Raw genomic sequence first — 21,679 nt, 5'->3', positions numbered from 1 at the left:
AATTAAAGCATGGCTGCAAAGCAAATAATGAGTTTGCCGTAAAAATAACAACATTTTAAACTAGCAATAAATAATATCAAAGTCATCATTTCAATGATGCAATCTAGTATAGTCCACATTCTAAACAGGTGTGGACTATTACTTTTTTCACTTTATATTACGAAAAAATTATTATGCTTAACTATCAATATCAATAATTAATTTTAAGCTGAAAAACAATAAAAATGTTAAGACAACGTTTACTTCAAGTTAATTATTATACTGAAAATTCTGGTATATAATGCTGTTAGTGAATATAACAGGAAAATTAAATTGGTTATAATATTGAGTCTATATAAAGGAGAAATAACAGATGAAAAAGAAATTATTAGTTTTAACTATGAGCACGCTATTTGCTACACAAATTATGAATTCAAATCACGCTAAAGCATCAGTGACAGAGAGTGTTGACAAAAAATTTGTAGTTCCAGAATCAGGAATTAATAAAATCATTCCATCTTATGAAGAATCTAAGAATTTGCCAAAAGTAAATGTTAGTAATTTAACTGACAACAAAAACTTTGTAGTTTCTGAAGACAAATTGAATAAGATTTCGGATCCTTCAGCAGCAAGTAAAATTGTAGATAAAAACTTTGTCGTACCAGAATCAAAGTTAGGAAACATTGTACCAGAGTACAAAGAAATTAATAATCGCGTGAATGTAGCAACAAACAATCCAGCTTCACAACAAGTTGATAAGCATTTTGTTGCTAAAGGCCCAGAAGTAAATAGATTTATTACGCAAAACAAAGTAAACCACCACTTCATTACTACGCAAACCCACTACAAGAAAGTTATTACTTCATACAAATCAACACATGTACATAAACATGTAAATCATGCAACGGATTCTATTAATAAACACTTTATTGTTAAACCATCAGAAGCACCTAGATATACACAACCATCTCAATCTCTAATGATAAATCATTATTTTGCAGTGCCTGGATATCACGCGCATAAATTTGTAACACCAGGGCATGCTAGCATTAAAATTAATCACTTTTGTGTTGTGCCACAAATAAATAGTTTCAAGGTAATTCCACCATATGGTCACAATTCACATCGTATGCATGTACCAAGTTTCCAAAATAATACAACAGCAACACATCAAAATGCTAAAGTAAATAAAGCATATGACTATAAATACTTCTATTCTTATAAAGTAGTTAAAGGTGTGAAGAAATATTTCTCATTTTCACAATCAAATGGTTATAAAATTGGAAAACCATCATTAAATATCAAAAATGTAAATTATCAATATGCTGTTCCAAGTTATAGCCCTACACACTACGTTCCTGAATTTAAGGGTAGCTTACCAGCACCACGAGTATAAATATTGGCACTAAGTTTACGAGATATGATAAATACCTATTATTTTAAATATAGTCTACAATCTATGTGGTTGTAGGCTGTATTTTTTTACGCTAAGTGATATACATCTATCAACAAATTATTTTGCTTTTCTACTTTGAAAGTTGAATAGTAACATAATCTTAAATAATTATTTTATTAATTAATATAAATATAAGACTCGAAATAATAGTTAATAGTTTGTTTATCGCAAGTTAATTATTGTTTCTAAAATATTGGTATATAATTTTCAATGGCGAAGAAAACAGGGTAAAAAAGTCGGTTTTTAAATCAAAGCAAATAAGGGAGCATAAACAAATGAAAAGGAAAGTACTAGTACTAACAATGGGTATAATTTGTGCAACTCAATTATGGCATTCTAATCACGTAAACGCATTAGTGACAGAGAGTGGCGCAAATGATACTAAGCAATTTACTGAAATTGTATCGGAAGAGAAAGTTATAACAGTTGAACATGCTCAAATAAATAATTTTAAATCTAATAGCAATTCAAACCTGATGGAGTTCAACATATTAACAATGGGCGGTAAATCAGGAGCTATGGTTGGTTATAGTGAAATTGACTCATCACATTTCACAGACCGTGACAAACGCGTTATTAGACGTGATCATGTTAAAGAAGCACAAAGCTTAGTAGAGAACTATAAAGATACACAAAGTGCTGATGCTAGGATGAAAGCCAAACAAAAAGTTAACACTTTAAGCAAACCGCATCAAAACTATTTCAATAAACAAATTGATAAGGTATATAATGGATTACAACGCTAATCCAAAGTAAATTATAAGTTATACATCTCGTTTTTAAATGACAATTTATCCCCGTAAATATTATAAATAATCTTTTCAAATTCCACATAGATATAGAGACACTAATAAACCTCTTTGTCTCGATATGATAGTCTGCAACGATTCATGTTGTAGGCTTTTTAATTTTACAAATAAGGCTAAATATATAAGTTCTGACACCTAAAATATAGAAAATACATAAAAGTAAGTATAGTTATTTTATTATAATTATTAAATTTTTATTAATTAATTGTAAAAATGTAGAATTATAATTAATTAACGTTTAATATTAAAATTAACTAAAAAGAAAGAGGTGTTAGTTATGACAGAATACTTATTAAGTGCTGGCATATGTATGGCAATTGTTTCAATATTACTTATAGGGATGGCTATCAGTAATGTTTCGAAAGGGCAATACGCAAAGAGGTTTTTCTTTTTCACTACTAGTTGCTTAGTGTTAACTTTAGTTGTAGTTTCAAGTCTAAGTAGCTCAGCAAATGCATCACAAACAGATAACGGCGTAAATAGAAGTGGTTCTGAAGATCCAACAGTATATAGTGCAACTTCAACTAAAAAATTACATAAAGAACCTGCGACATTTATTAAAGCGATTGATGGTGATACGGTTAAATTAATGTACAAAGGTCAACCAATGACATTCAGACTATTATTGGTTGATACACCTGAAACAAAGCATCCTAAAAAAGGTGTAGAGAAATATGGTCCTGAAGCAAGTGCATTTACGAAAAAAATGGTAGAAAATGCAAAGAAAATTGAAGTCGAGTTTGACAAAGGTCAAAGAACTGATAAATATGGACGTGGCTTAGCGTATATTTATGCTGATGGAAAAATGGTAAACGAAGCTTTAGTTCGTCAAGGCTTGGCTAAAGTTGCTTATGTTTATAAACCTAACAATACACATGAACAACTTTTAAGAAAAAGTGAAGCACAAGCAAAAAAAGAGAAATTAAATATTTGGAGCGAAGACAACGCTGATTCAGGTCAATAATGCTCATTGTAAAAGTGTCACTGCTGCTAGTGGCACTTTTATAATTTTTAGATCACGATATGATTTATTATCAATTCAGAATTAAAAAAGTAAGTAGTATCAAAAGCAAGTGTATTTAATATTAGAAAATAAAAATTTTAAATTTAGTATTAAAATGGAATATTACTATATATTTCAATGTGTATTATCACAGAAAATAAAATAATGCTTTACTTCTATATTTAAAAGTGTATAATGAAAGTTAAGTAATAAAGAGCGTGAAGAAAAATGTGAGTTATTTATATAGAATATTCTCCTTTTCATTTATGAATTTGTTACAAAATATTTAGTGCAAAAGCACGACGGAGGTATTCAATATGAATAACGGTACAGTTAAATGGTTTAATGCAGAAAAAGGTTTTGGTTTCATCGAAAGAGAAGATGGTAGCGACGTATTCGTACACTTCTCAGCAATCGCTGAAGATGGATACAAATCATTAGAAGAAGGCCAAAAAGTTGAATTCGACATCGTTGAAGGCGACCGTGGCGAGCAAGCTGCAAACGTAGTTAAAATGTAATTTTAACTTATTCAAACAGTCCTTATTATAGGGCTGTTTTTTTATGCTTTAAATCGATAGCAGTTGGTGTGGTAAAAGCACTAGCTGTTATTTTTTTGTCCAATAAATTTAGGTGGAAATCTAACAATATATAATGGTTCTAAAATAAATCGAACTGATATAAAAAGTTTTTTACTTTTCATTTGTCCGATTTTTTGATTTTGAATATAAAAAAAGCGCCAATACAGAACTTTAATAATGACGAGAATTAAAGTCTGTATATGGCGATAACAAGAAGTAATGTTAAACACTCAAAATGTTTAACAATAATAGGATACCACATCGCATAATATCTTACTACTTAATTAATAATTTAACTAATCAACTTTTTGTTAATTTTTTATTAAGACTGATTAATTATTGAGAATATTTATTGTTTTTAAAATCTCATAATAATTCAGTAATCTTGTTTTCATTTAAAAGGCGAAACATTAAAATAATTAAATGAAAATATTGCGTTTAATTTACAGCGTCAAATATACTTATTTCTAATGCTTTGGGGTCTACTGAAACAAGTAGAGAATGATCGATGTTACTAATATTGCCATTCTCCAAATCTATTTCTGTGAGTATCTGGAAGCTACCATTAGGCAACGGTTTAACAATAGTCAATTGCTTTTCCGCTTGTTGTATTAAAAAAGGTTTTGTAGATTGATTATTAATATGCCATTCACTCATGTATGTTTTTCACTCCTGCTTTAAAATAGGGTTAGAAAGTTTATAGTTGAGACATTCATGTTCAACCAAAATTTTGTTCAAATTCAATAAATGTCTTGTTTAAAATAGAAATATTGTAAATGTTATCGTCCAAAACTTCACCAGTTAAGTATTTGTTTTGAATTAAAATTTGGCAGTTAGTTAAGAAGTCTTGATAATCACGATCGCAAAAATAGTTTTCACGTGCATCTTTAGCATCGCCAAAAAAGTTAGCGACTATTTCTGTTTCTCCATTATTCGAACGTTCAATATATAATTTGTAAAATTTAGCTATTGTATACTTTTGTTCTTTAGTTAGTTCATTCAAAATATTGGGCCTCCTGAAATACCATTTGTAATCTATACCCAATTTATTGCAAAACACAAACTAATTTAACTATTTGATGAAACTGTATTAATAAGCTTTAACAAGCCTTAGTTTGTATGGATCTATAAAATTATCTTTAATTGCATAGGGTGAAATAATATGTAGTCCATAACTTTTAACTGATTTTTCACTTACACCAAATTTATAAGCTTGATAGATAATTTTAGTACAATACGTAAATTTTTTGCTGTTCAAATTTAATGTAACTAGATAACGATGATTTGTATTTTCATAGTTTTTCTTAACCCAGTCAGCCGCTTTTTTACCTGCACCAGGATAGCTGCAACGATAAACTTTCACCCAATCATTTTTGCCACTTGCATAATTATATTTAAAAGATTCGAAGGATTGTGTAGTTGGTTTGTCGCCAGGCCCCTCAATTTGTAAAATCGTTTTATCATCAATCGCGATACTACAATGACCAAAAAATCCCCACATGACAGGGCCTTTTGTAATAATAATATCACCAGGTTGTAATTGGAATTTGTCTTCTTGAATTTCTGAATACTTATTATCTGCAATTGTTTTTGGTGAGTTTATAGGGGATACGACAACGAATAATATAAGTAAAATTATCGTTCGTTTAATATAGTTCACTTAAAAGCTCCTTGCTGAAGAAATATATGTAAATAGTCTTAAATTAGAATTGTAATCTTTAATAAGCATGTAAGACTAAAACATATCTTAAATATTAAAGTATGAGAGTGTGAAATGTCTATTAAGAATAAAAAACAGTCTAAAACATCTTTGAGACGTTTCAGACTGGATATAAAATGAATTTCATTTATAGCACACCAAATATAAATGTGTATATTAATATAGCGAATCCGAATATATAGAGAATGACAGTGAAACTTAAATAGGACTCTTTTTTAGATTCTTTGCCAGTTTTTTTCATTAATACGAGTATAAACGTAGCGGCAACTAAGAAAATTAATGCTAGCCAAAACAGAATTGCAAAATGTAAAGACATTTGAAACCCTCCTTATATACCGTAATTACTAACCTATAAAACTATAAAAAATAGGATAAATGTAATAGAGAACGAGTACGATATTTATAAAAAATAATATTTCACTTAACCAGTTTTTAGTTATCATTGCAATGGTAAAGGATACGATGAGTATCACACCACAAATGATAATACCAGGCAGGAGCCAACATAAATCATCTAAATCTTTATTATATGTGATTAAAATATTAAAGATAACAAAAGTGGTAGTAATAACTATATTGATAGCATTTAACAAAATGTTATTCATGACTGACACCTACTAGTATAAAAATAGCTTCTTAACAAATATGATAACACTATTTTCCAATAGGTAAATAAAAAGTATAGTTATTTTTAAAATATTATCTGTAGAATGCTAAAGTTTATTAATTCAAACAAGCGAGCATATATAGGGGTGTATAGTATTAATATGAAAAGAATATTTACATACTAAAAACTCTTAAAGTTGTACAATTCGTTAATATTTTTAGAATCAGATAACAAAAAAATGTGCAAAATTACTTTTGCACATTTACAAATACTAGTTTTCTGATAAGATTAATAATAACACTTTAAATAGCGCTTAATAAATGAAGGGGGCAAATCTTATGACGTTTTACAATTTCATCATGGGTTTTCAAAATGATAACACTCCATTTGGTATATTGGCCGAACACGTTAGTGAAGATAAAGCATTCCCTCGATTAGAAGAAAGACACCAAGTAATTAGAGCATATGTGATGTCTAATTACACAGATCATCAATTAATTGAAACTACAAATAGAGCTATTAGCTTATATATGGCAAATTAATTTGAGTAGTACCAATTATGATGTATTAGTGCATCCCAAATATCTTTTGTTTTAAAGTTTATTTCATCATTTCTTATCGAAAATGGTGTAATAATGTCTTTATCTAACCAAGTGTTTATAAGTTCATTTGGTACACCATCTAACAACATTTCACTTTTACTAATTATAAAACATTCCCAGTCAAGTGAAACATTTTGTGGATTCACATAATTACATTGATTATGATTATCCATAAATACTCACTCCTTTAAAATTCTGTACTCTTCATTGCGTTTTACCCCGTCACATTATCTTTTAAACTAAAATCATCATTACTTATAAAAAAAATGTACATCAAAAGCAAAGGTTTTCGCTACCGAAAAAGTTTAAATAATGGTTTAATATATTTGGTACTCATTTTAATAAAAAGAGAATACATTTTGAGCTATCAATACTTTTTATTGAAGAGGTGTTATTGTTGGCTAAAACGTTATATTTGATGCGCCACGGACAAACTTTGTTTAATTTTAAGGGACTAATTCAGGGATTTGGAGATTCGCCGCTAACAGAACTTGGAATTGCTCAAGCTCAAAAGGCACGTAGTTATTATGAAACTAAGGGGATAAACTTCGATTTATATGCATCATCAACGCAAGAACGCGCAAGTGACACACTTGAAAATGTTGCACCTAACCAATCGTATCAACGTTTTAAGGGGCTGAAGGAATGGCATTTTGGATTATTTGAAGGTGAGTCAGTCTATCTATTTGATAATCTATACAAGCCTGAGGACTTATTCGGAGATCGAATTGTTCCTTTCAAAGGAGAGGCAAGGCAACAAGTTGAAGAACGCATTGTGAAAACTTTACATGACATTATGTCTCAAACAAAGAATAATGCATTAGTCGTGAGTCATGGAACAATAATGGGAGTATTTTTAAGATATTGCCTTAAACTAGATGAAGCATTAAAGCATAATATCGGTAATTGTAATATCCTGAAATTTGAATATGACAATGGAACATTTAAATTTGTTGAGTTAATTGATCCAAATTTATAATAAATAAAGCGTTATACATAGACACAAGTATGTCTTTTGTATAACGCTTTTAAAATACAACTACATAACGCTTTAGAATAATAATTGAATAAGTTTTTGTAATATCATCAGAGCAACAATAATAATTATTATGCTTGATATTTTATTGATTATTGTTAATAATTTTCCGGTTTTATCAATTGATCCAACCATTTTTCCTAAAATTGCGAGTAAAAAGAACCATAACCATGAAACGCTAATACAAGCGATTGTAAACGCAATTTTATTGCTGCCACTATATAATGCAGCACTACTACCAATTACACCAATTGTATCTAAAATAGCATGTGGATTGAGTAATGAAACTGATAAAGCAAAACTTACTTGTTTCATTGGAGACATAATTTGAGCTTCTCCATCTGTTGAGGGTTTATCATGCCAAATGGTCCAAGCCATATACATCAAGAAAATTAAACCAACTATATAAATAATTGCTTGAAGTACAGGTAAAGACATAATAATGATAGATACTCCTACCACTGCAATAATAATAAGTAAGCTGTCTGACAACCCGGCTGTAATTATTGCAGGCAATACATATCTATATTTTGGTTGATTAGCTCCTTGGTTAAAAATAAATACATTTTGTGCACCTAAAGGTAAAATTAGACCAATCGCTAAGATAAATCCATGAATAATTGCGGTTACCATTAAGTTTTGACACCCCTAAAACATAGAATATTCTGAAAAAACTTATTGATATCATATCAAATAAAAAACAACTACTCAACAGTAGAGTAGTTGTATGAAAAATAGATTAATATATGATTTGAATTTATGAGAAATGTAGAATATATAAAACTGTATTACTTATTAATCAAATCATAAAAAAGCCAATGTTCATCGAAATAGGTATTTCCGATTTTAATTGCATTTTTCTCAAAACCAAGAATGTCGAATCCTAGTGCACTATAGAAAACTTTAGCACCTATGTTGTTTGACACAATTGATGTAAGTAAAGATTCGTAATTGTTCTGCCGTGCATAATTAATAATGAAATTAATGAGCTCGCTATTAATCGATTTATCGTTATTAGTAACAAAGTTGTATTTAATTAATGATTTATGTTCTTTTCCAACGTATCGAATTTGTTCTAAGGCAGCTGTTGCGATAAGTGCTTCGTTTTCATAACAGCCAAATACAATACATTTCGGTGAACCTTGATTTAAAATGTCATGTATTAAGGTGTCAGTCATTGTTTGACTATAATGTGAATCTTGAGTGAATTCTTCATTGACTGTCGAAACAAGTCTCTTATACTCATTAAAATCATTATTCGTTAATGTTTTAATTTCAATCATTACTGACCTCCTTAATCATTATTAAGAAAGATTTTGTACTAAAAAAATTTCTTAATTACATATTAAAATGTTTATTAAAATTTTGCAATCATTGATTTATATGCACATTCTTGTAAATGGATTATCAATTTAATTATATTTATTTTTAAGTTCAGGAAATTATGGAATTGGTTATTGGTCGACACGGGACTTTTATTTGTAGACGGTATGCGAAGAAGTCAAGCCAGGATTGGAACCGGTCACATTTATGATGACTAAGGGACAATCATTTTCAGTTAAATATTGCCAGAAATTTCAATCACGATTAGAAAAAATAACCAACCAAAAATTTTTGGTTGGCAAATTTGAATTTTATGTGAATTTTATTAATAACGCTGAATAATCTCTTTAAGTTAATGCTAATCTACAACATTTACATTTAAATCGACATTAATATTTCCTTGAGTCGCTTTTGAATATGGACAAAATTCATGAGCCATTTGTAAATATTTTTCAGCTTCTTCTTGAGATATAACATTTTTAATTGTCGCATCAATTGAAACACTTAATTTAGGACTTTCTGAGTCTGGATCATCTTCTAGTCTCACTGTTAGTGTTACTTCTGGATGAGCATCACGCACTTTGTTTTGCTTTAAAATTAGGTCGAAGGCACCGTTGAAGCAAGATGCATAACCTGCTGCAAATAATTGTTCGGGGTTAGTAGCTTTACCATCTGCTTGAGCAGGCGGAACTATATCAATATCTAATGCTCGGTCATCAGTATAAACATGTCCTTTACGTCCGCCAACATTCGTCGCTTTAGTTTCATAATGTATTGCCATACTTATAACCTCCTAATTTAAAATACATTTATGCTTTACCCATTCGAAAATACCTTAATCATTTTCATTTAAAGCATTGTTTGATTGAAGGATAAAAAGTTGTTGTTTACAATAAAAATAATGAGTATCTGAAATGAGGGATTTACTATGACACATGTGGAAGTAGTAGCGACTATCGCGCCACAATTATATATCGAAGAAACTTTAATTCAAAAAATTAATCATCGTATTGATGCAATAGACGTATTAGAATTACGAATTGATCAAATTGAAAATGTCACAGTTAATCAAGTGGCAGAAATGATTACAAAGCTGAAGGTTATGCAAGATTCATTCAAATTATTAGTTACGTATCGTACAAAGTTACAAGGTGGCTATGGGCAATTTACAAATGACTTGTATCTTAATTTAATATCAGACTTAGCAAATATCAATGGTATAGATATGATTGATATAGAATGGCAAGCAGATATTGACATTGAAAAACATCAACGAATCATTACACATTTGCAACAATATAATAAAGAGGTGGTTATATCACATCATAATTTCGAAAGTACGCCTCCATTAGATGAATTGCAATTTATATTTTTTAAAATGCAAAAATTCAATCCAGAATACGTTAAATTAGCAGTAATGCCACATAATAAAAATGACGTGTTAAATTTATTGCAGGCAATGTCTACATTTTCAGATACTATGGACTGCAAAGTTGTTGGTATTTCAATGTCTAAACTTGGACTAATAAGTAGAACGGCTCAAGGCGTTTTTGGTGGTGCGTTGACTTATGGTTGTATCGGAGAACCACAAGCTCCAGGACAGATTGATGTTACTGATTTAAAAGCACAAGTGACTTTATACTAATAAAATGAATTAGGTTGCTTTTGTGTAAGTGCTGTCTTATAATTGAGAAGTATTATCATTGTTCGTGGAGGAGCGATTTTAGATGGAATTACAACAAGCAATAGCTAATAGAAGAAGTGTGAAAAAATTTAAAAGAGATATGCACATAGATGACGCATTGCTATATCAAGCAATTGAGAAAGCTGCTGATGCTCCAAATCACGGAATGAGGGAACCATGGAGAGTTGTGCATGTTCCGAAAGACAGATTAGGAGATATGAGTAAGGATATTTCTAAATTTGCATTTCCTAATGAATTAGATAAGCAACAATGTCATTATGATGCAGTAACGAAACTAGGTGGCATGTTATTGCTTATTTTAAAAACAGATCCAAGACAACGTCAAAATGATGAAAACTACTTTGCATTTGGTGCATATGCACAAAATCTTATGTTGTTACTTTATGAAGCGGGAATAGGTACATGTTGGAAATCGCCATTATATATCTATGATCCTAAAGTAAGAAAAACACTTGGTATAAAGAAAGATGAAGTTCTTGCTGGATTCTTATATTTAACGGATTTAGAAGAAGATATGCCTAAAGCACCACGTAAAAATAGAAACTTAATTACATTATATTAATATGTATAATTATAGAAACATTAATAAAAGCTGAGTCATGAATTGATGGACATCTATCGAGTTAGAGATTTAATCTAACTTACTAGAGTCGGTACAATCACAGTCTCAGCTTTTTATTGTGCAGTATATACACATTTTTATTTTAGTATTTATTTAAAAGTTTCTGCTAAAAATGATTCAACTTGTTCAGGTGACTTAGCATTTGCTGAATGAAGGTGTGCAATTTTGTCGCCGTTTTTAAATACTAGCAAGCTAGGGATACCCATAACTTCATTTTCAACAACTACATCTTCTAATTCATCACGATTAACAGTATACCATTGGTAATCATTATATTGTTCTACGATTGGGTCAATCCATAAATCCATAGCACGACAGTCTGGGCACCATCCTGCCTCAAATTTAACAATTACAGGTGTATCGCTATTAATTACAGATTTAAATGATTCATTACTTTTGATTGCTTGCATTGTAACAACTCCTCTAGATAGTTTAATAATTTTTATTATAGCTAAATTTATATCATAATAAAAAAATTTAGCTTCAAAATAAAAGCCTTTTGCTATGGAAAATGATATATTTATTTTAAATACATAAAGGAGGTTGCAGTCGTATGATTAAATTTTACCAATATAAGAATTGTACAACTTGTAAAAAGGCAGCAAAGTTTTTAGATGAATATGGCGTAAGTTATGAACCAATTGATATCGTTCAACATACACCTACAATAAATGAATTTAAAACAATAATTGCAAATACAGGCGTAGAAATTAATAAATTGTTTAATACACACGGCGCGAAATATCGTGAGCTTGATTTGAAAAATAAATTACAAACTTTATCAGATGATGAAAAGTTAGAGTTGTTATCATCTGATGGTATGTTAGTAAAGCGTCCTCTAGCAGTAATGGGCGATAAGATAACATTAGGATTTAAAGAAGATCAATATAAAGAGACTTGGTTAGCGTAAGCATAATGTAAACGTTTACTAAATATCTCGATATTTAGATTCATTACATGTAAAATGAAATAAGCTATACAATTGTTAATTTTTATAAATATAGTTGAATAGCATCTAGCCTTATGGCATCATTAATGATGTAAAGATTAATTAGGAGGGGATTCTCTTGGCAGTACCAAATGAATTGAAATATTCAAAAGAGCATGAATGGGTTAAAGTTGAAGGTAATGTAGCAACAATTGGAATCACAGAATACGCACAAAGCGAGTTAGGTGATATTGTTTTTGTTGAATTACCAGAAACAGATGATGAAATTAATGAAGGGGATACGTTTGGTAGCGTAGAATCAGTTAAAACTGTATCAGAATTATATGCACCAATCTCTGGTAAAGTAGTTGAAGTCAACGAAGAACTAGAAGATAGTCCCGAATTTGTAAATGAATCTCCATACGAAAAAGCATGGATGGTAAAAGTAGAAATTAGTGATGAAAGTCAGCTTGAAGCTTTATTAACAGCTGAAAAATATTCAGAAATGATTGGTGAATAATCACCGTGTAACTCCTTAATCTAAGATTGAGGAGTTTATTTTTAGTCTGAGTAAGTAAATAATATGAAAGAAAATTTATTAGGTACTATTATTTGGAGTATTGCTACATTTTGTTATTCAAGAATGATGAAAATAATGAATTTAGCTATTTTAAAAATAAAAATTGGGGGAAGTTAATATGCTAAACATTCAAGACGTTAGTCATCTTTCTAAAAAGGAGCAAAAAGCATATAACCGTTTCGTAGAATCTGTAGAAAACGGTAATTTACCAATACTGCCATGTATTGAAATGGATCTAAAAGAGATGCAAGAAGAAACATTAAACCAGAGTAAGATTGGCGGAATGCCATTTTTAAAATCTTTTAAAGATATACCATTAGATGAAAATAATGTACCAATGGTATTGCTAGCACAGATTAATTTGGATGATCTTCCAGAACAACAAGAATTATTTCCTGTAAATGAAGGGATATTGCAGTTTTGGATTAGTTCAGAAGATCAAATGTATGGTATGTCTGAAAATTTAAAGGGAAACAATATAAACTCAAGGCTTGTTTATATAAAAGAGCCAATTACAGATTTATCACTTGAAAATATTCAAATGCATTTGAAGTCATTAGATACTGATAATGAGGATATCCCGTTCAGTGGAGCATTTTCTATAGAATTTAGATTGTCGAAACAAACTATTACATGTACTGATTATAAGTACGATGAGGACGTGCTTGCATTGTGGAATAAAGTCAATCCATCCTTCGCGCTAAAATCGATGTTTGGTGGATATGATGAATTAATGGAACCTGTGTGTAACACATTTACTGCTAAGGAGCCATTTAATCAACTTGGTGGTTATCCATATTTTGACCAAATAGATCCAAGAACGAACGATCAAGAACTGAAAATGTATGATAGAGTCTTACTGCAAATTGATTCTACAAGAGATGGTAATTCTTCGATTATATGGGGTGATTTGGGTATTGCCAATATCTTAGTAAAATCTACTGACCTTGAGGCTATGAAGTTTGATGATTACATGTATTCATGGGATTGCAGCTAAGAGAATCATAAAAATATATTACTTTAATAAGTGTAGTAACTATAGATCAATCTAGGGAGTGGGACAGAAATGATAAGGGAGTAGGACAGAAATGATATTTTCTCAAAATTTATTTCGTCGTCCTACCCCAACTTGCATTGTCTGTAGAAATTGGGAATCCAATTTCTCTTTGTTGGGGCCCTCACCCCAACTCGCATTGCCTGTAGAATTTCTTTTCGAAATTCTCTATGTTGGGGCCCCTGACTATAATTGAAAAAAGCTTGTTACAAGCGCATTTTCGTTCAGTCAACTACTGCCAATATAACTTTGTAGAGCATTGAACATTGATTTATGTCTCAAGTTCTTTTTCATAAGCCACAGCTAATGTGTACTTAAAAATAGGTATACATGAGTAAAACTCATGCATAAGAAATACTAATTTCTAAAGAAAAAGTATTTCTTTATGTTGGGGTCCCGCCCCAACTCGCATTGCCTGTAGAATTTCTTTTCGAAATTCTCTATGTTGGGGCCCCGCCAACTTGCATTGTCTGTAGAATTTCTTTTCGAAATTCTCCATGTTGGGGCCCCACTATAATTGAAAAATGCTTGTTATAGGTGTATTTTCTTTTGGTTAACTATTGGTAATATAACATTGTAGATTTTAGGATGTTGATTTATGGTTTAGCCTTTGTCTGTTTATGTAAAATATCCCAGCTAGTCAAACATTGATTTTGTAATTATTATATTAAGCTAGTTTAAATTTTTGTGATTTATGTTTTATTCATACCAATTTTGTGAAATGATACAGTGACAGATGTTTATTGATTTTAAAGGGTGATGATGATGGCTATTGTAAATAAAGTGATAATTGTTGAAGGAAAATCTGATAAAAAAAGGGTGCAACAGGTTATTGCAGAACCAGTCAATATTATTTGTACTCATGGAACAATGAGTATAGATAAGCTTGATGATATGATAGAATCACTATATGATAAACAAGTTTTTGTATTAGCCGATTCTGATGACGAAGGAGATCGAATTAGAAATTGGTTTAAACGTTATTTGAGTGAAAGCGAACATATATTTATTGATAAAACTTACTGTCAAGTTGCGAATTGCCCCAAACAATATTTGGCACATGTACTTTCAAAACATGGCTTTACTTGTAAGAAAGAAACACCTTTCTTACCGAATATAAATAATGAAAGGTTAGTTTTAGTAAATGAATAATTCATTAGACATCAAAGATGTAACTACATTTTATGAGGAAGACAAACATTTAATCTTTGGTTATACACCAACTTGTGGTACTTGTAAGGTTTCAGAAAGAATGTTAGACATTGCTAATGAAATATTGCAGTTGCCATTATTGAAAATAGATTTAAACTTTTATCCTCAGTTTTGTAAAGATATGCAAATCATGTCTACGCCGATTTTATTGTTGATGAATAAAGATAAAGAAGTAAAACGAATTTATGCATTTAAATCGGTGACTGATTTGTTAGAAAATTTAAAATAGTTATTGACGAAATTTTACTTAGGTGTTAGGATTAATACAAATTAAATGATGCGTAAACTCTTATCGAGAGTGGTGGAGGGATGTGCCCTACGAAGCCCGGCAACCGTCTTATATAGAAATGGTGCCAATTCACATAAAGTTTTAACTTTTGAAGATGAGAGAAACAATACTACTATTGCTTTCTCAATTTTTCTATCGATATTGAGAAAGCATTTTTTATTTTATTAAGCAACACAGGGAGGAATCAACGTGATTGAATTAAAAGAAGTTGTTAAAGAATATCGGACTAAAAATAAAGAAGTCCTTGCTGTAGATCACGTTAATTTATCGATTCGAGCAGGATCGATTTATGGCGTCATTGGTTTTTCTGGAGCAGGAAAAAGTACTTTGATTCGAATGTTTAATCATTTAGAAGCGCCTACATCAGGTGAAGTTATTATAGATGGAGACCATATAGGCCAATTGTCCAAAAATGGATTAAGAGCAAAAAGACAAAAAGTAAGTATGATCTTCCAACATTTTAATTTGTTATGGTCAAGGACTGTGTTAAAAAATATTATGTTTCCGCTTGAAATTGCAGGTGTCCCTAGAAGGAGAGCAAAGCAAAAAGCATTAGAACTTGTCGAACTCGTCGGTTTAAAAGGTAGAGAAAAGGCTTATCCATCAGAGTTATCAGGCGGACAAAAGCAACGTGTTGGGATTGCACGAGCGTTAGCTAATGATCCAACGGTCTTGCTTTGTGATGAGGCAACAAGTGCACTTGATCCGCAAACAACAGATGAAATTTTAGATCTACTACTAAAAATTAGAGAACAACAAAATTTAACAATTGTACTAATTACGCATGAAATGCATGTCATTCGTCGTATTTGTGATGAAGTTGCAGTTATGGAAAGTGGTAAAGTGATAGAACATGGACCGGTAACACAGGTTTTTGAAAATCCGCAACACACTGTGACAAAACGATTTGTGAAAGAAGATTTAAATGATGATTTCGAAACATCTTTAACAGAATTAGAGCCATTAGAAAAAGATGCTTATATCGTTAGATTAGTTTTCGCTGGTTCAACAACAACCGAGCCTATTGTATCGAGTCTATCAACTGCCTATGATATTAAAATTAATATTTTAGAAGCAAATATTAAAAATACAAAAAATGGAACAGTCGGCTTTTTAGTTCTGCATATTCCATATATTTCAAGTGTAGATTTCGGAAAATTCGAAAAAGAGTTAATTGAGCGACAAGTTAAAATGGAGGTGTTAAGACATGGGTAAATCATTTAGTGAAATTATAAATGAAATGATTACAATGCCTAATATTCAGTGGCCAGAAGTTTGGACTGCAATAGTCGAAACACTATACATGACAGTTGTCTCAACTATATTTGCATTTATACTCGGTCTTATTTTAGGTGTGTTATTATTCTTGTCTGCTAAAGGTAAGTCTATCGGTGCAAGGTTATTTTATTCTATCGTTTCTTTTATTGTTAACTTATTTAGAGCGATACCATTTATTATTTTAATTTTATTATTAATTCCATTTACAAGTTTGATACTTGGAACGATAAGTGGTCCGACAGGTGCGTTACCAGCCTTGATCATTGGCGCAGCGCCGTTTTATGCAAGGCTCGTAGAAATTGCTTTTAAAGAAATTGATAAAGGTGTCATCGAAGCGGCCTGGTCAATGGGTGCTAATACTTGGACAGTAATTCGTAAAGTCCTCTTACCTGAAGCCATGCCAGCGCTAGTGTCTGGCATTACAGTTACAGCAATCGCTTTAGTTGGTTCAACGGCAGTTGCAGGTGTAATTGGTGCCGGTGGTTTAGGAAATTTAGCATACTTAACAGGTTTCACTCGAAATCAAAATGATGTCATTTTAGTATCAACAGTTTTTATTTTAATTATTGTATTTATAATCCAATTCATTGGGGATTGGCTTACAAATAAACTTGATAAACGATAAATTGGGGGTTTCATTTTATGAAAAAATTATTTGGTCTTATTTTAGTATTAACATTTGCAGTTGTATTAGCAGCTTGCGGTAATGGAAGCAAAAGTGGCAGTGACGACAAGAAAATAACAGTAGGTGCTTCACCAGCACCACATGCTGAAATTTTAGAAAAAGCAAAACCATTATTAGAGAAAAAAGGTTATGAACTAGATATTAAAACAATTAACGATTACACTACGCCTAATAAATTACTAGACAAAGGTGAAATTGACGCAAACTATTTCCAACATACACCATATTTAAACACAGAGAAAAAGGATAAAGGTTACAAAATCGTAAGTGCCGGTGATGTTCACTTAGAACCTATGGCTGTATACTCTAAAAAGTATAAAAGTTTAAAAGAATTACCAAAAGGTGCAACAGTCTATGTGTCTAATAATCCAGCTGAACAAGGACGTTTCTTAAAATTCTTCGTTGATGCAGGTTTGATTAAAATCAAAAAAGGCGTAAAAATTGAAGATGCTAAGTTTAGTGATATTACAGAGAATAAAAAAGATATTAAGTTTAATAATAAACAATCAGCAGAATTCTTACCTAAAATTTATCAAAATGAAGACGCGGATGCTGTTATCATTAATTCAAACTTTGCAATCGAACAAAAATTAAATCCTAAAAAAGATTCTATTGCTGTAGAAAGTGCGAAAGATAATCCTTATGCAAACTTAATTGCTGTTAAAGAAGGACATCAAGATGATAAGAAAATCAAAGCATTAATTGAAGTATTACAATCTAAAGATATTCAAGACTTCATTAATGAAAAATACAACGGTGCAGTTATTCCTGCTAAATAATATCAATTAAATAGAAATACCCTTTAATGAAAACGATTAAGGGGTTATTTTTGTGGTATTGAAAATAAAAAAAGGGCGCAAAAGGGGCGGTATATGCAAATTATCGAATTTCAAACAAAAAATACGCTCAGATTTGAGCGCATTATCCAAGTTTTACCTGTTCAAGTTTGTTCATCATATCCTTATCCATCTGTTCAGTAACGTGAGAATAAATGGAAAGTGTTGTACGGTGGTCGGAATGGCCTACACGATCCATAATAGCTTTAAGTGACACGCCTTGTTGAGAGAGTAATGATATGTGGCTATGTCTTAATATATGTGAAGAAACTTCTTTATCAATACCAACATCTTTAGCTGCTTCCCTAAGGATTTTATTGAATCTTTCAGTCTGCATTGGGTTGCCTTTATGATTAGTAAATACAAAATTTCTATTTAGATATCCATCATTCCATTTTGAATCCTTTTTGTTCTCCAGTATTGCTTTCTTTAATATCTCGCAACTTCTGCTACTCAATCCAATTGTTCTATAACTAGACTCTGTTTTAGTGGTATCTTTTACACCGAATCCACCAGATTCATCGTGAAACCAATGGATTGTTCCGTTAATATTTAAACTCTTATTATCAAAGTCTATATCTTCATTTTGAATGGCTAACATTTCACCAATACGCATACCATTTAAGGCTTGGAATTCTGTCATGAGTGCAACGAATAAATAAAACCGCTTATGGATACCTGAGTGCATCTTCTGAGCCTTCGTATTAATATCTTTGATGATAGATTGTATTTCATTTAATTCGAGGTACTTATTACGTTTAGCTTTCACTTCATCATAAGACTTAATTCTTTTATTTAACGTTATATCTTTTAAAAATTCTAAATCTTGCAGTTTATAGATACGTCTAGTGTATTCAAATACATTTTTGAATATGCTTAACGCATCTTTGTTTACTTGATATACATAACCTTTATTATCCATTTCATCGAAAACTTGTTGCGCATATGAAAGTGTTATTTTATTGATTAAAATATCTTCATCTACAAATTTCTTCAAAGTGTTTAGCTTACTCAATTTAGTTTTAATAGTTGTTCTTTTTGACCCAGACGTTTTGATATAACTCTGAAACCACTCATCACATGCGACATGGAAAGTTAGTGACTTAAGTGTAGTAGGTGTCTTATCATTCAGTTTTGCTTCTATACGCTCATTTAAGAGTCTTTGAGCTTCTTTTTGTGATTGCTTACCATTCTTATTAAGTACCACGCTAACACGTCTCCATTTGGCAGTGAGAGGGTCTTTGTACTTCTCGTAATATCTATATTTAGTTTCTTTATTCTTATTTTTAAATTTTTCTAACCACATTTTGCTTATCCCTCCTCAAAATTGGCAAAAAAATAATAAGGGTAGGCGGGCTACCCGAAAAATAATGATTATAATATAATTAATAGATTTATATCGTTTCTTTATAAGAAATATCGACATCCAAATGGAATTTCTCAGACTCTACAGTTTTATTGTCTTCGTAAATTTTTAAAAAACTTTTTGGTAACCCATCATCTCCTGTGTAGAATAAATCATATGAAAAAGTGTCATTATTATTTAAATGGAACGTTACTTTACCAATATTAAATCCAGAATAAAATTTTGATTTATGACCATATTCTTCTCCTTTTTTAGTGCCGTTATGTCCATAAATGTTGTATTCTTCTTGAAGGTACTTTCTTAATTTGACATCAATCTCTTGAGCGGCAACAAATTTTTTATTTGTCGAAACTTTATTGGTAGAAATAGTTTTGTGATTTCCATTAATCCATATATTTATAGGTATATTTCTAGATTTATCTAGATATTCGTTAGTAGCTGTGACTCCGCCATATATGTATTTAGTGTTACACTGGCCATTATAACTAATACCAAAAACATCAAGTTTTTTTCCCTTGAAATTACTAAATTTATTAAAATCTTTTGATTCTGAAATTAAATCATAAGATTCATTTGAAAATTGTAGTTGATTAGCTATAGGAGTATCATTGTCTTTTACATCTTTTAAATCTACGAAGTCTTTTTTTGTATAAAAATTCCTGAGATTATCAATTCCTATATCACCTTGAGCGCTGGCACTATTAGAGACACCTAAAATTATTATATTTATTAATAAGATGCTTATTAATTTTTTCATTGCCTTTTCTCCTTAAATTATATTTATTCAGTCTTCTCATATGAAATCTCTACATCCAAATGAAAATTCTCTGTATCTATAGTTTTATTATCATCGTAAATTTTTAAAAAACTCTCTGCTTGACCAGTTCCGGTGTAAAACAAATCGTATGTAAAAGAAGGTTCATTATTTAAATGGAAAGTAATTTTTCCTTTGTTAAACCCAGAATTAAATTTTGACTGATATCCATATTCCTGACCTTTTTTTGTTTTATTAAAACCATATATATTGTATTCGTTTTGTAGGTATTTTCGTAACTTAATATCAATCTCTTGAGCAGTTACCTCTTTTTTTTGAGTAGAAACTTTGTCTGTAGATATAGTATTTTGCTTACCATTGACCCAGAGATTAATAGGTATATTTCTAGGTTTATCTAAATTTTGATTCGCCAACGTAATTCCACCATACATATATTTTATATTACAAAGACCTGAGTAACTTATTCCAAAGATATCTACTTTATGATCTTTTAATCTCTTCGCTTCATATTCATTATGAAACTGTGAATATAAAGTGTATTTTCCATCAATATACTCTAATTGATGAGAAGTAGAAAAATTTCCAGAACTAACTCCTTGAAGCTTTTCAGGTTCATAATTAGCATAAAAGTTTCTAAGGTTGATTACCCCTACATCAGCATATGCTAGATTGTTTTTTATTAAAAATGTGAAGAAAAACAAGCTAACAGTGAGTATTCTAAATATTTTATTCATTTTGATGGCTCCTTTTTTTTTATATTACAACGCCATATAGGCATTTTTAATCACAATACAACTTTTCCCATCACTTTAATGTTTTATCCATAGAATTCTTGTATTTATTGAAAGTAGCATCATCGATATCACCGTTCATTTGTATTAAAAACTTACCTTTAGAATGGGTATGTGAATAGAAAGCTGCACTTTCTTTACCTAATTCATCGTAATATTTTTTAGTTTGTTTTAGATCATCACTATTTTTAAATTTCATTACTCTAGCATTTTTATCATCTTGAACAACAAACATTTTAGCTTCGTCCGTCTTCATTGGAGCAAGCCCAAAGTCTTCACGTGTCATTTCTTTTTCATTGATAACATTTAATTTATTATCTTTAAAACCTTTAACGATATCATTTGTAGTATAGCTCTTGCTTTCTTCTTTCTTATCTCCGTCGTTGCTACCACAAGCGCCTAAAATTAACGTACTTGCTAATGCTAAACCTAATAATTTTCTCAT

30 protein-coding genes and 1 riboswitch are annotated in these 21,679 nt (G+C 30.5%); of the genes, 16 read left to right on the top strand and 14 right to left on the bottom strand.

Annotated elements, in window-relative coordinates; genetic code table 11:
* Nucleotides 1–352 precede the first annotated feature (352 nt).
* The 4 genes from emp to ACXQH5_RS02770 all read left to right on the top strand — a co-directional run bounded on the left by emp (nt 353) and on the right by ACXQH5_RS02770 (nt 3,765).
* Nucleotides 353–1,375 (top strand): extracellular matrix protein-binding adhesin Emp, encoded by a 1,023-nt coding sequence (emp, locus tag ACXQH5_RS02785; RefSeq protein ID WP_000728059.1) that lies wholly within the window; start codon nt 353–355, stop codon nt 1,373–1,375.
* Nucleotides 1,376–1,710: 335 nt separating this feature from the next.
* Nucleotides 1,711–2,181 (top strand): hypothetical protein, encoded by a 471-nt coding sequence (locus ACXQH5_RS02780; RefSeq protein WP_000824462.1) that lies wholly within the window; start codon nt 1,711–1,713, stop codon nt 2,179–2,181.
* A 340-nt stretch (nt 2,182–2,521) separates the two neighbouring features.
* Entirely contained in the window at nt 2,522–3,208 is a 687-nt protein-coding gene (locus ACXQH5_RS02775; RefSeq protein WP_001823812.1) for a thermonuclease family protein, read from the top strand.
* Nucleotides 3,209–3,564: 356 nt separating this feature from the next.
* On the top strand, nt 3,565–3,765 hold the full coding sequence (locus tag ACXQH5_RS02770) for a cold-shock protein (protein WP_001059082.1): 201 nt from the start codon (nt 3,565–3,567) through the stop codon (nt 3,763–3,765).
* Nucleotides 3,766–4,263: 498 nt separating this feature from the next.
* On the opposite strand, the gene ACXQH5_RS02765 is transcribed toward ACXQH5_RS02770, so the two are convergent.
* From ACXQH5_RS02765 to tsaA, 5 genes are all read right to left on the bottom strand, one after another.
* Nucleotides 4,264–4,482: a hypothetical protein gene (locus ACXQH5_RS02765; RefSeq protein WP_000005888.1), complete on the bottom strand. Its 219-nt coding sequence runs from the start codon at nt 4,480–4,482 to the stop codon at nt 4,264–4,266.
* A 61-nt stretch (nt 4,483–4,543) separates the two neighbouring features.
* Nucleotides 4,544–4,828: a hypothetical protein gene (locus ACXQH5_RS02760; RefSeq protein WP_001004397.1), complete on the bottom strand. Its 285-nt coding sequence runs from the start codon at nt 4,826–4,828 to the stop codon at nt 4,544–4,546.
* 87 nt (nt 4,829–4,915) lie between these two features.
* Nucleotides 4,916–5,485, bottom strand: coding sequence for a lipoprotein N-acylation protein LnsA (lnsA, locus tag ACXQH5_RS02755; protein WP_001106657.1), 570 nt, complete (start codon nt 5,483–5,485; stop codon nt 4,916–4,918).
* Nucleotides 5,486–5,672: 187 nt separating this feature from the next.
* A complete protein-coding gene (tsaT, locus tag ACXQH5_RS02750) occupies nt 5,673–5,861 on the bottom strand; it encodes a type II toxin-antitoxin system toxin TsaT (RefSeq protein ID WP_000052076.1) in 189 nt (62 codons plus the stop codon).
* A gap of 28 nt (nt 5,862–5,889) precedes the next feature.
* Nucleotides 5,890–6,150: a type II toxin-antitoxin system antitoxin TsaA gene (gene tsaA, locus ACXQH5_RS02745; protein WP_001059690.1), complete on the bottom strand. Its 261-nt coding sequence runs from the start codon at nt 6,148–6,150 to the stop codon at nt 5,890–5,892.
* 340 nt (nt 6,151–6,490) lie between these two features.
* Between tsaA and ACXQH5_RS02740 the strand changes: the two genes are divergently transcribed.
* The gene (locus tag ACXQH5_RS02740; protein WP_000145163.1) at nt 6,491–6,694 is read left to right on the top strand and encodes a sterile alpha motif-like domain-containing protein; all 204 of its coding nucleotides are present in this window, start codon (nt 6,491–6,493) and stop codon (nt 6,692–6,694) included.
* Here ACXQH5_RS02740 and ACXQH5_RS02735 read toward each other — a convergent pair.
* Nucleotides 6,691–6,927 carry a hypothetical protein gene (locus tag ACXQH5_RS02735; protein WP_000368687.1) on the bottom strand — a complete coding sequence of 79 codons (237 nt, stop codon included), beginning with the start codon at nt 6,925–6,927 and terminating at the stop codon, nt 6,691–6,693. The two genes, ACXQH5_RS02740 and ACXQH5_RS02735, sit on opposite strands and share 4 nt — an antisense overlap.
* A gap of 224 nt (nt 6,928–7,151) precedes the next feature.
* On the opposite strand from ACXQH5_RS02735, the gene ACXQH5_RS02730 reads away from it, so the two are divergent.
* Nucleotides 7,152–7,733, top strand: a complete 582-nt coding sequence (locus ACXQH5_RS02730) for a histidine phosphatase family protein (RefSeq protein WP_001140697.1) — start codon at nt 7,152–7,154, stop codon at nt 7,731–7,733.
* Between the two features lie 72 nt (nt 7,734–7,805).
* On the opposite strand, the gene ACXQH5_RS02725 is transcribed toward ACXQH5_RS02730, so the two are convergent.
* The 3 genes from ACXQH5_RS02725 to ACXQH5_RS02715 form a co-directional block, all read right to left on the bottom strand.
* Nucleotides 7,806–8,423, bottom strand: coding sequence for a LysE/ArgO family amino acid transporter (locus ACXQH5_RS02725; RefSeq protein ID WP_000255554.1), 618 nt, complete (start codon nt 8,421–8,423; stop codon nt 7,806–7,808).
* Between the two features lie 155 nt (nt 8,424–8,578).
* Nucleotides 8,579–9,073, bottom strand: coding sequence for a GNAT family N-acetyltransferase (locus ACXQH5_RS02720; RefSeq protein WP_000569881.1), 495 nt, complete (start codon nt 9,071–9,073; stop codon nt 8,579–8,581).
* 398 nt (nt 9,074–9,471) lie between these two features.
* Nucleotides 9,472–9,894, bottom strand: coding sequence for an organic hydroperoxide resistance protein (locus tag ACXQH5_RS02715; protein WP_000974455.1), 423 nt, complete (start codon nt 9,892–9,894; stop codon nt 9,472–9,474).
* 147 nt (nt 9,895–10,041) lie between these two features.
* Here ACXQH5_RS02715 and aroD point away from each other — a divergent pair, with 147 nt between their 5' ends.
* A complete protein-coding gene (aroD, locus tag ACXQH5_RS02710) occupies nt 10,042–10,758 on the top strand; it encodes a type I 3-dehydroquinate dehydratase (RefSeq protein ID WP_000150029.1) in 717 nt (238 codons plus the stop codon).
* An 82-nt stretch (nt 10,759–10,840) separates the two neighbouring features.
* A complete protein-coding gene (locus ACXQH5_RS02705) occupies nt 10,841–11,380 on the top strand; it encodes a nitroreductase family protein (protein WP_000422908.1) in 540 nt (179 codons plus the stop codon).
* A 149-nt stretch (nt 11,381–11,529) separates the two neighbouring features.
* Here the strand turns inward: ACXQH5_RS02705 and ACXQH5_RS02700 are convergent, their stop codons facing one another.
* Complete coding sequence (locus ACXQH5_RS02700; protein ID WP_001147955.1) at nt 11,530–11,850, bottom strand: thioredoxin family protein; 321 nt, start codon at nt 11,848–11,850, stop codon at nt 11,530–11,532.
* Between the two features lie 143 nt (nt 11,851–11,993).
* Between ACXQH5_RS02700 and ACXQH5_RS02695 the strand changes: the two genes are divergently transcribed.
* From ACXQH5_RS02695 to ACXQH5_RS02660, 8 genes are all read left to right on the top strand, one after another.
* The gene (locus ACXQH5_RS02695) at nt 11,994–12,350 is read left to right on the top strand and encodes an arsenate reductase family protein (RefSeq protein WP_000589549.1); all 357 of its coding nucleotides are present in this window, start codon (nt 11,994–11,996) and stop codon (nt 12,348–12,350) included.
* Between the two features lie 157 nt (nt 12,351–12,507).
* Nucleotides 12,508–12,888 carry a glycine cleavage system protein GcvH gene (gene gcvH, locus ACXQH5_RS02690; RefSeq protein WP_000290491.1) on the top strand — a complete coding sequence of 127 codons (381 nt, stop codon included), beginning with the start codon at nt 12,508–12,510 and terminating at the stop codon, nt 12,886–12,888.
* Nucleotides 12,889–13,066: 178 nt separating this feature from the next.
* Nucleotides 13,067–13,945 carry a YwqG family protein gene (locus ACXQH5_RS02685; RefSeq protein ID WP_000932206.1) on the top strand — a complete coding sequence of 293 codons (879 nt, stop codon included), beginning with the start codon at nt 13,067–13,069 and terminating at the stop codon, nt 13,943–13,945.
* 822 nt (nt 13,946–14,767) lie between these two features.
* On the top strand, nt 14,768–15,154 hold the full coding sequence (locus tag ACXQH5_RS02680; RefSeq protein ID WP_001018961.1) for a toprim domain-containing protein: 387 nt from the start codon (nt 14,768–14,770) through the stop codon (nt 15,152–15,154).
* Complete coding sequence (locus tag ACXQH5_RS02675; protein ID WP_001065801.1) at nt 15,147–15,443, top strand: thioredoxin family protein; 297 nt, start codon at nt 15,147–15,149, stop codon at nt 15,441–15,443. Before ACXQH5_RS02680 ends, ACXQH5_RS02675 begins: the two co-directional genes overlap by 8 nt.
* A 57-nt stretch (nt 15,444–15,500) precedes the next feature.
* A riboswitch (SAM riboswitch) is annotated at nt 15,501–15,604 on the top strand.
* 88 nt (nt 15,605–15,692) lie between these two features.
* Nucleotides 15,693–16,718: a methionine ABC transporter ATP-binding protein gene (locus tag ACXQH5_RS02670; RefSeq protein WP_000571213.1), complete on the top strand. Its 1,026-nt coding sequence runs from the start codon at nt 15,693–15,695 to the stop codon at nt 16,716–16,718.
* Entirely contained in the window at nt 16,711–17,406 is a 696-nt protein-coding gene (locus tag ACXQH5_RS02665; protein WP_000520233.1) for a methionine ABC transporter permease, read from the top strand. Before ACXQH5_RS02670 ends, ACXQH5_RS02665 begins: the two co-directional genes overlap by 8 nt.
* Nucleotides 17,407–17,423: 17 nt before the next feature.
* Complete coding sequence (locus ACXQH5_RS02660; RefSeq protein WP_000732334.1) at nt 17,424–18,245, top strand: MetQ/NlpA family ABC transporter substrate-binding protein; 822 nt, start codon at nt 17,424–17,426, stop codon at nt 18,243–18,245.
* Between the two features lie 142 nt (nt 18,246–18,387).
* On the opposite strand, the gene ACXQH5_RS02655 is transcribed toward ACXQH5_RS02660, so the two are convergent.
* The 4 genes from ACXQH5_RS02655 to ACXQH5_RS02640 form a co-directional block, all read right to left on the bottom strand.
* A complete protein-coding gene (locus ACXQH5_RS02655; protein ID WP_000266157.1) occupies nt 18,388–19,608 on the bottom strand; it encodes a tyrosine-type recombinase/integrase in 1,221 nt (406 codons plus the stop codon).
* Between the two features lie 88 nt (nt 19,609–19,696).
* Nucleotides 19,697–20,425: a staphylococcal enterotoxin type K gene (sek, locus tag ACXQH5_RS02650; protein ID WP_000733774.1), complete on the bottom strand. Its 729-nt coding sequence runs from the start codon at nt 20,423–20,425 to the stop codon at nt 19,697–19,699.
* A gap of 23 nt (nt 20,426–20,448) precedes the next feature.
* Nucleotides 20,449–21,177 carry an exotoxin beta-grasp domain-containing protein gene (gene seq, locus ACXQH5_RS02645; RefSeq protein ID WP_234720422.1) on the bottom strand — a complete coding sequence of 243 codons (729 nt, stop codon included), beginning with the start codon at nt 21,175–21,177 and terminating at the stop codon, nt 20,449–20,451.
* A gap of 70 nt (nt 21,178–21,247) precedes the next feature.
* Nucleotides 21,248–21,679: a hypothetical protein gene (locus ACXQH5_RS02640; protein ID WP_001228759.1), complete on the bottom strand. Its 432-nt coding sequence runs from the start codon at nt 21,677–21,679 to the stop codon at nt 21,248–21,250.

It is taken from the genome of Staphylococcus sp. SA22, assembly GCF_054165785.1.
Note: the sequence above shows the minus strand (reverse complement) of the source record. Positions and strands in the feature narration are given on the sequence as shown.

What these genes read in the sequence shown, in the direction of transcription:
- emp (WP_000728059.1), top strand. Translation starts at nt 353, where the DNA reads ATGAAAAAGAAATTATTAGTTTTAACTATGAGCACGCTATTTGCTACA.
- ACXQH5_RS02780 (WP_000824462.1), top strand. Translation starts at nt 1,711, where the DNA reads ATGAAAAGGAAAGTACTAGTACTAACAATGGGTATAATTTGTGCAACT.
- ACXQH5_RS02775 (WP_001823812.1), top strand. Translation starts at nt 2,522, where the DNA reads ATGACAGAATACTTATTAAGTGCTGGCATATGTATGGCAATTGTTTCA.
- ACXQH5_RS02770 (WP_001059082.1), top strand. Translation starts at nt 3,565, where the DNA reads ATGAATAACGGTACAGTTAAATGGTTTAATGCAGAAAAAGGTTTTGGT.
- ACXQH5_RS02765 (WP_000005888.1), bottom strand. Translation starts at nt 4,482, where the DNA reads ATGAGTGAATGGCATATTAATAATCAATCTACAAAACCTTTTTTAATA.
- tsaT (WP_000052076.1), bottom strand. Translation starts at nt 5,861, where the DNA reads ATGTCTTTACATTTTGCAATTCTGTTTTGGCTAGCATTAATTTTCTTA.
- tsaA (WP_001059690.1), bottom strand. Translation starts at nt 6,150, where the DNA reads ATGAATAACATTTTGTTAAATGCTATCAATATAGTTATTACTACCACT.
- ACXQH5_RS02740 (WP_000145163.1), top strand. Translation starts at nt 6,491, where the DNA reads ATGACGTTTTACAATTTCATCATGGGTTTTCAAAATGATAACACTCCA.
- ACXQH5_RS02735 (WP_000368687.1), bottom strand. Translation starts at nt 6,927, where the DNA reads ATGGATAATCATAATCAATGTAATTATGTGAATCCACAAAATGTTTCA.
- ACXQH5_RS02725 (WP_000255554.1), bottom strand. Translation starts at nt 8,423, where the DNA reads ATGGTAACCGCAATTATTCATGGATTTATCTTAGCGATTGGTCTAATT.
- ACXQH5_RS02720 (WP_000569881.1), bottom strand. Translation starts at nt 9,073, where the DNA reads ATGATTGAAATTAAAACATTAACGAATAATGATTTTAATGAGTATAAG.
- ACXQH5_RS02715 (WP_000974455.1), bottom strand. Translation starts at nt 9,894, where the DNA reads ATGGCAATACATTATGAAACTAAAGCGACGAATGTTGGCGGACGTAAA.
- aroD (WP_000150029.1), top strand. Translation starts at nt 10,042, where the DNA reads ATGACACATGTGGAAGTAGTAGCGACTATCGCGCCACAATTATATATC.
- ACXQH5_RS02705 (WP_000422908.1), top strand. Translation starts at nt 10,841, where the DNA reads ATGGAATTACAACAAGCAATAGCTAATAGAAGAAGTGTGAAAAAATTT.
- ACXQH5_RS02700 (WP_001147955.1), bottom strand. Translation starts at nt 11,850, where the DNA reads ATGCAAGCAATCAAAAGTAATGAATCATTTAAATCTGTAATTAATAGC.
- ACXQH5_RS02695 (WP_000589549.1), top strand. Translation starts at nt 11,994, where the DNA reads ATGATTAAATTTTACCAATATAAGAATTGTACAACTTGTAAAAAGGCA.
- ACXQH5_RS02685 (WP_000932206.1), top strand. Translation starts at nt 13,067, where the DNA reads ATGCTAAACATTCAAGACGTTAGTCATCTTTCTAAAAAGGAGCAAAAA.
- ACXQH5_RS02680 (WP_001018961.1), top strand. Translation starts at nt 14,768, where the DNA reads ATGGCTATTGTAAATAAAGTGATAATTGTTGAAGGAAAATCTGATAAA.
- ACXQH5_RS02675 (WP_001065801.1), top strand. Translation starts at nt 15,147, where the DNA reads ATGAATAATTCATTAGACATCAAAGATGTAACTACATTTTATGAGGAA.
- ACXQH5_RS02665 (WP_000520233.1), top strand. Translation starts at nt 16,711, where the DNA reads ATGGGTAAATCATTTAGTGAAATTATAAATGAAATGATTACAATGCCT.
- ACXQH5_RS02660 (WP_000732334.1), top strand. Translation starts at nt 17,424, where the DNA reads ATGAAAAAATTATTTGGTCTTATTTTAGTATTAACATTTGCAGTTGTA.
- ACXQH5_RS02655 (WP_000266157.1), bottom strand. Translation starts at nt 19,608, where the DNA reads ATGTGGTTAGAAAAATTTAAAAATAAGAATAAAGAAACTAAATATAGA.
- sek (WP_000733774.1), bottom strand. Translation starts at nt 20,425, where the DNA reads ATGAAAAAATTAATAAGCATCTTATTAATAAATATAATAATTTTAGGT.
- seq (WP_234720422.1), bottom strand. Translation starts at nt 21,177, where the DNA reads ATGAATAAAATATTTAGAATACTCACTGTTAGCTTGTTTTTCTTCACA.
- ACXQH5_RS02640 (WP_001228759.1), bottom strand. Translation starts at nt 21,679, where the DNA reads ATGAGAAAATTATTAGGTTTAGCATTAGCAAGTACGTTAATTTTAGGC.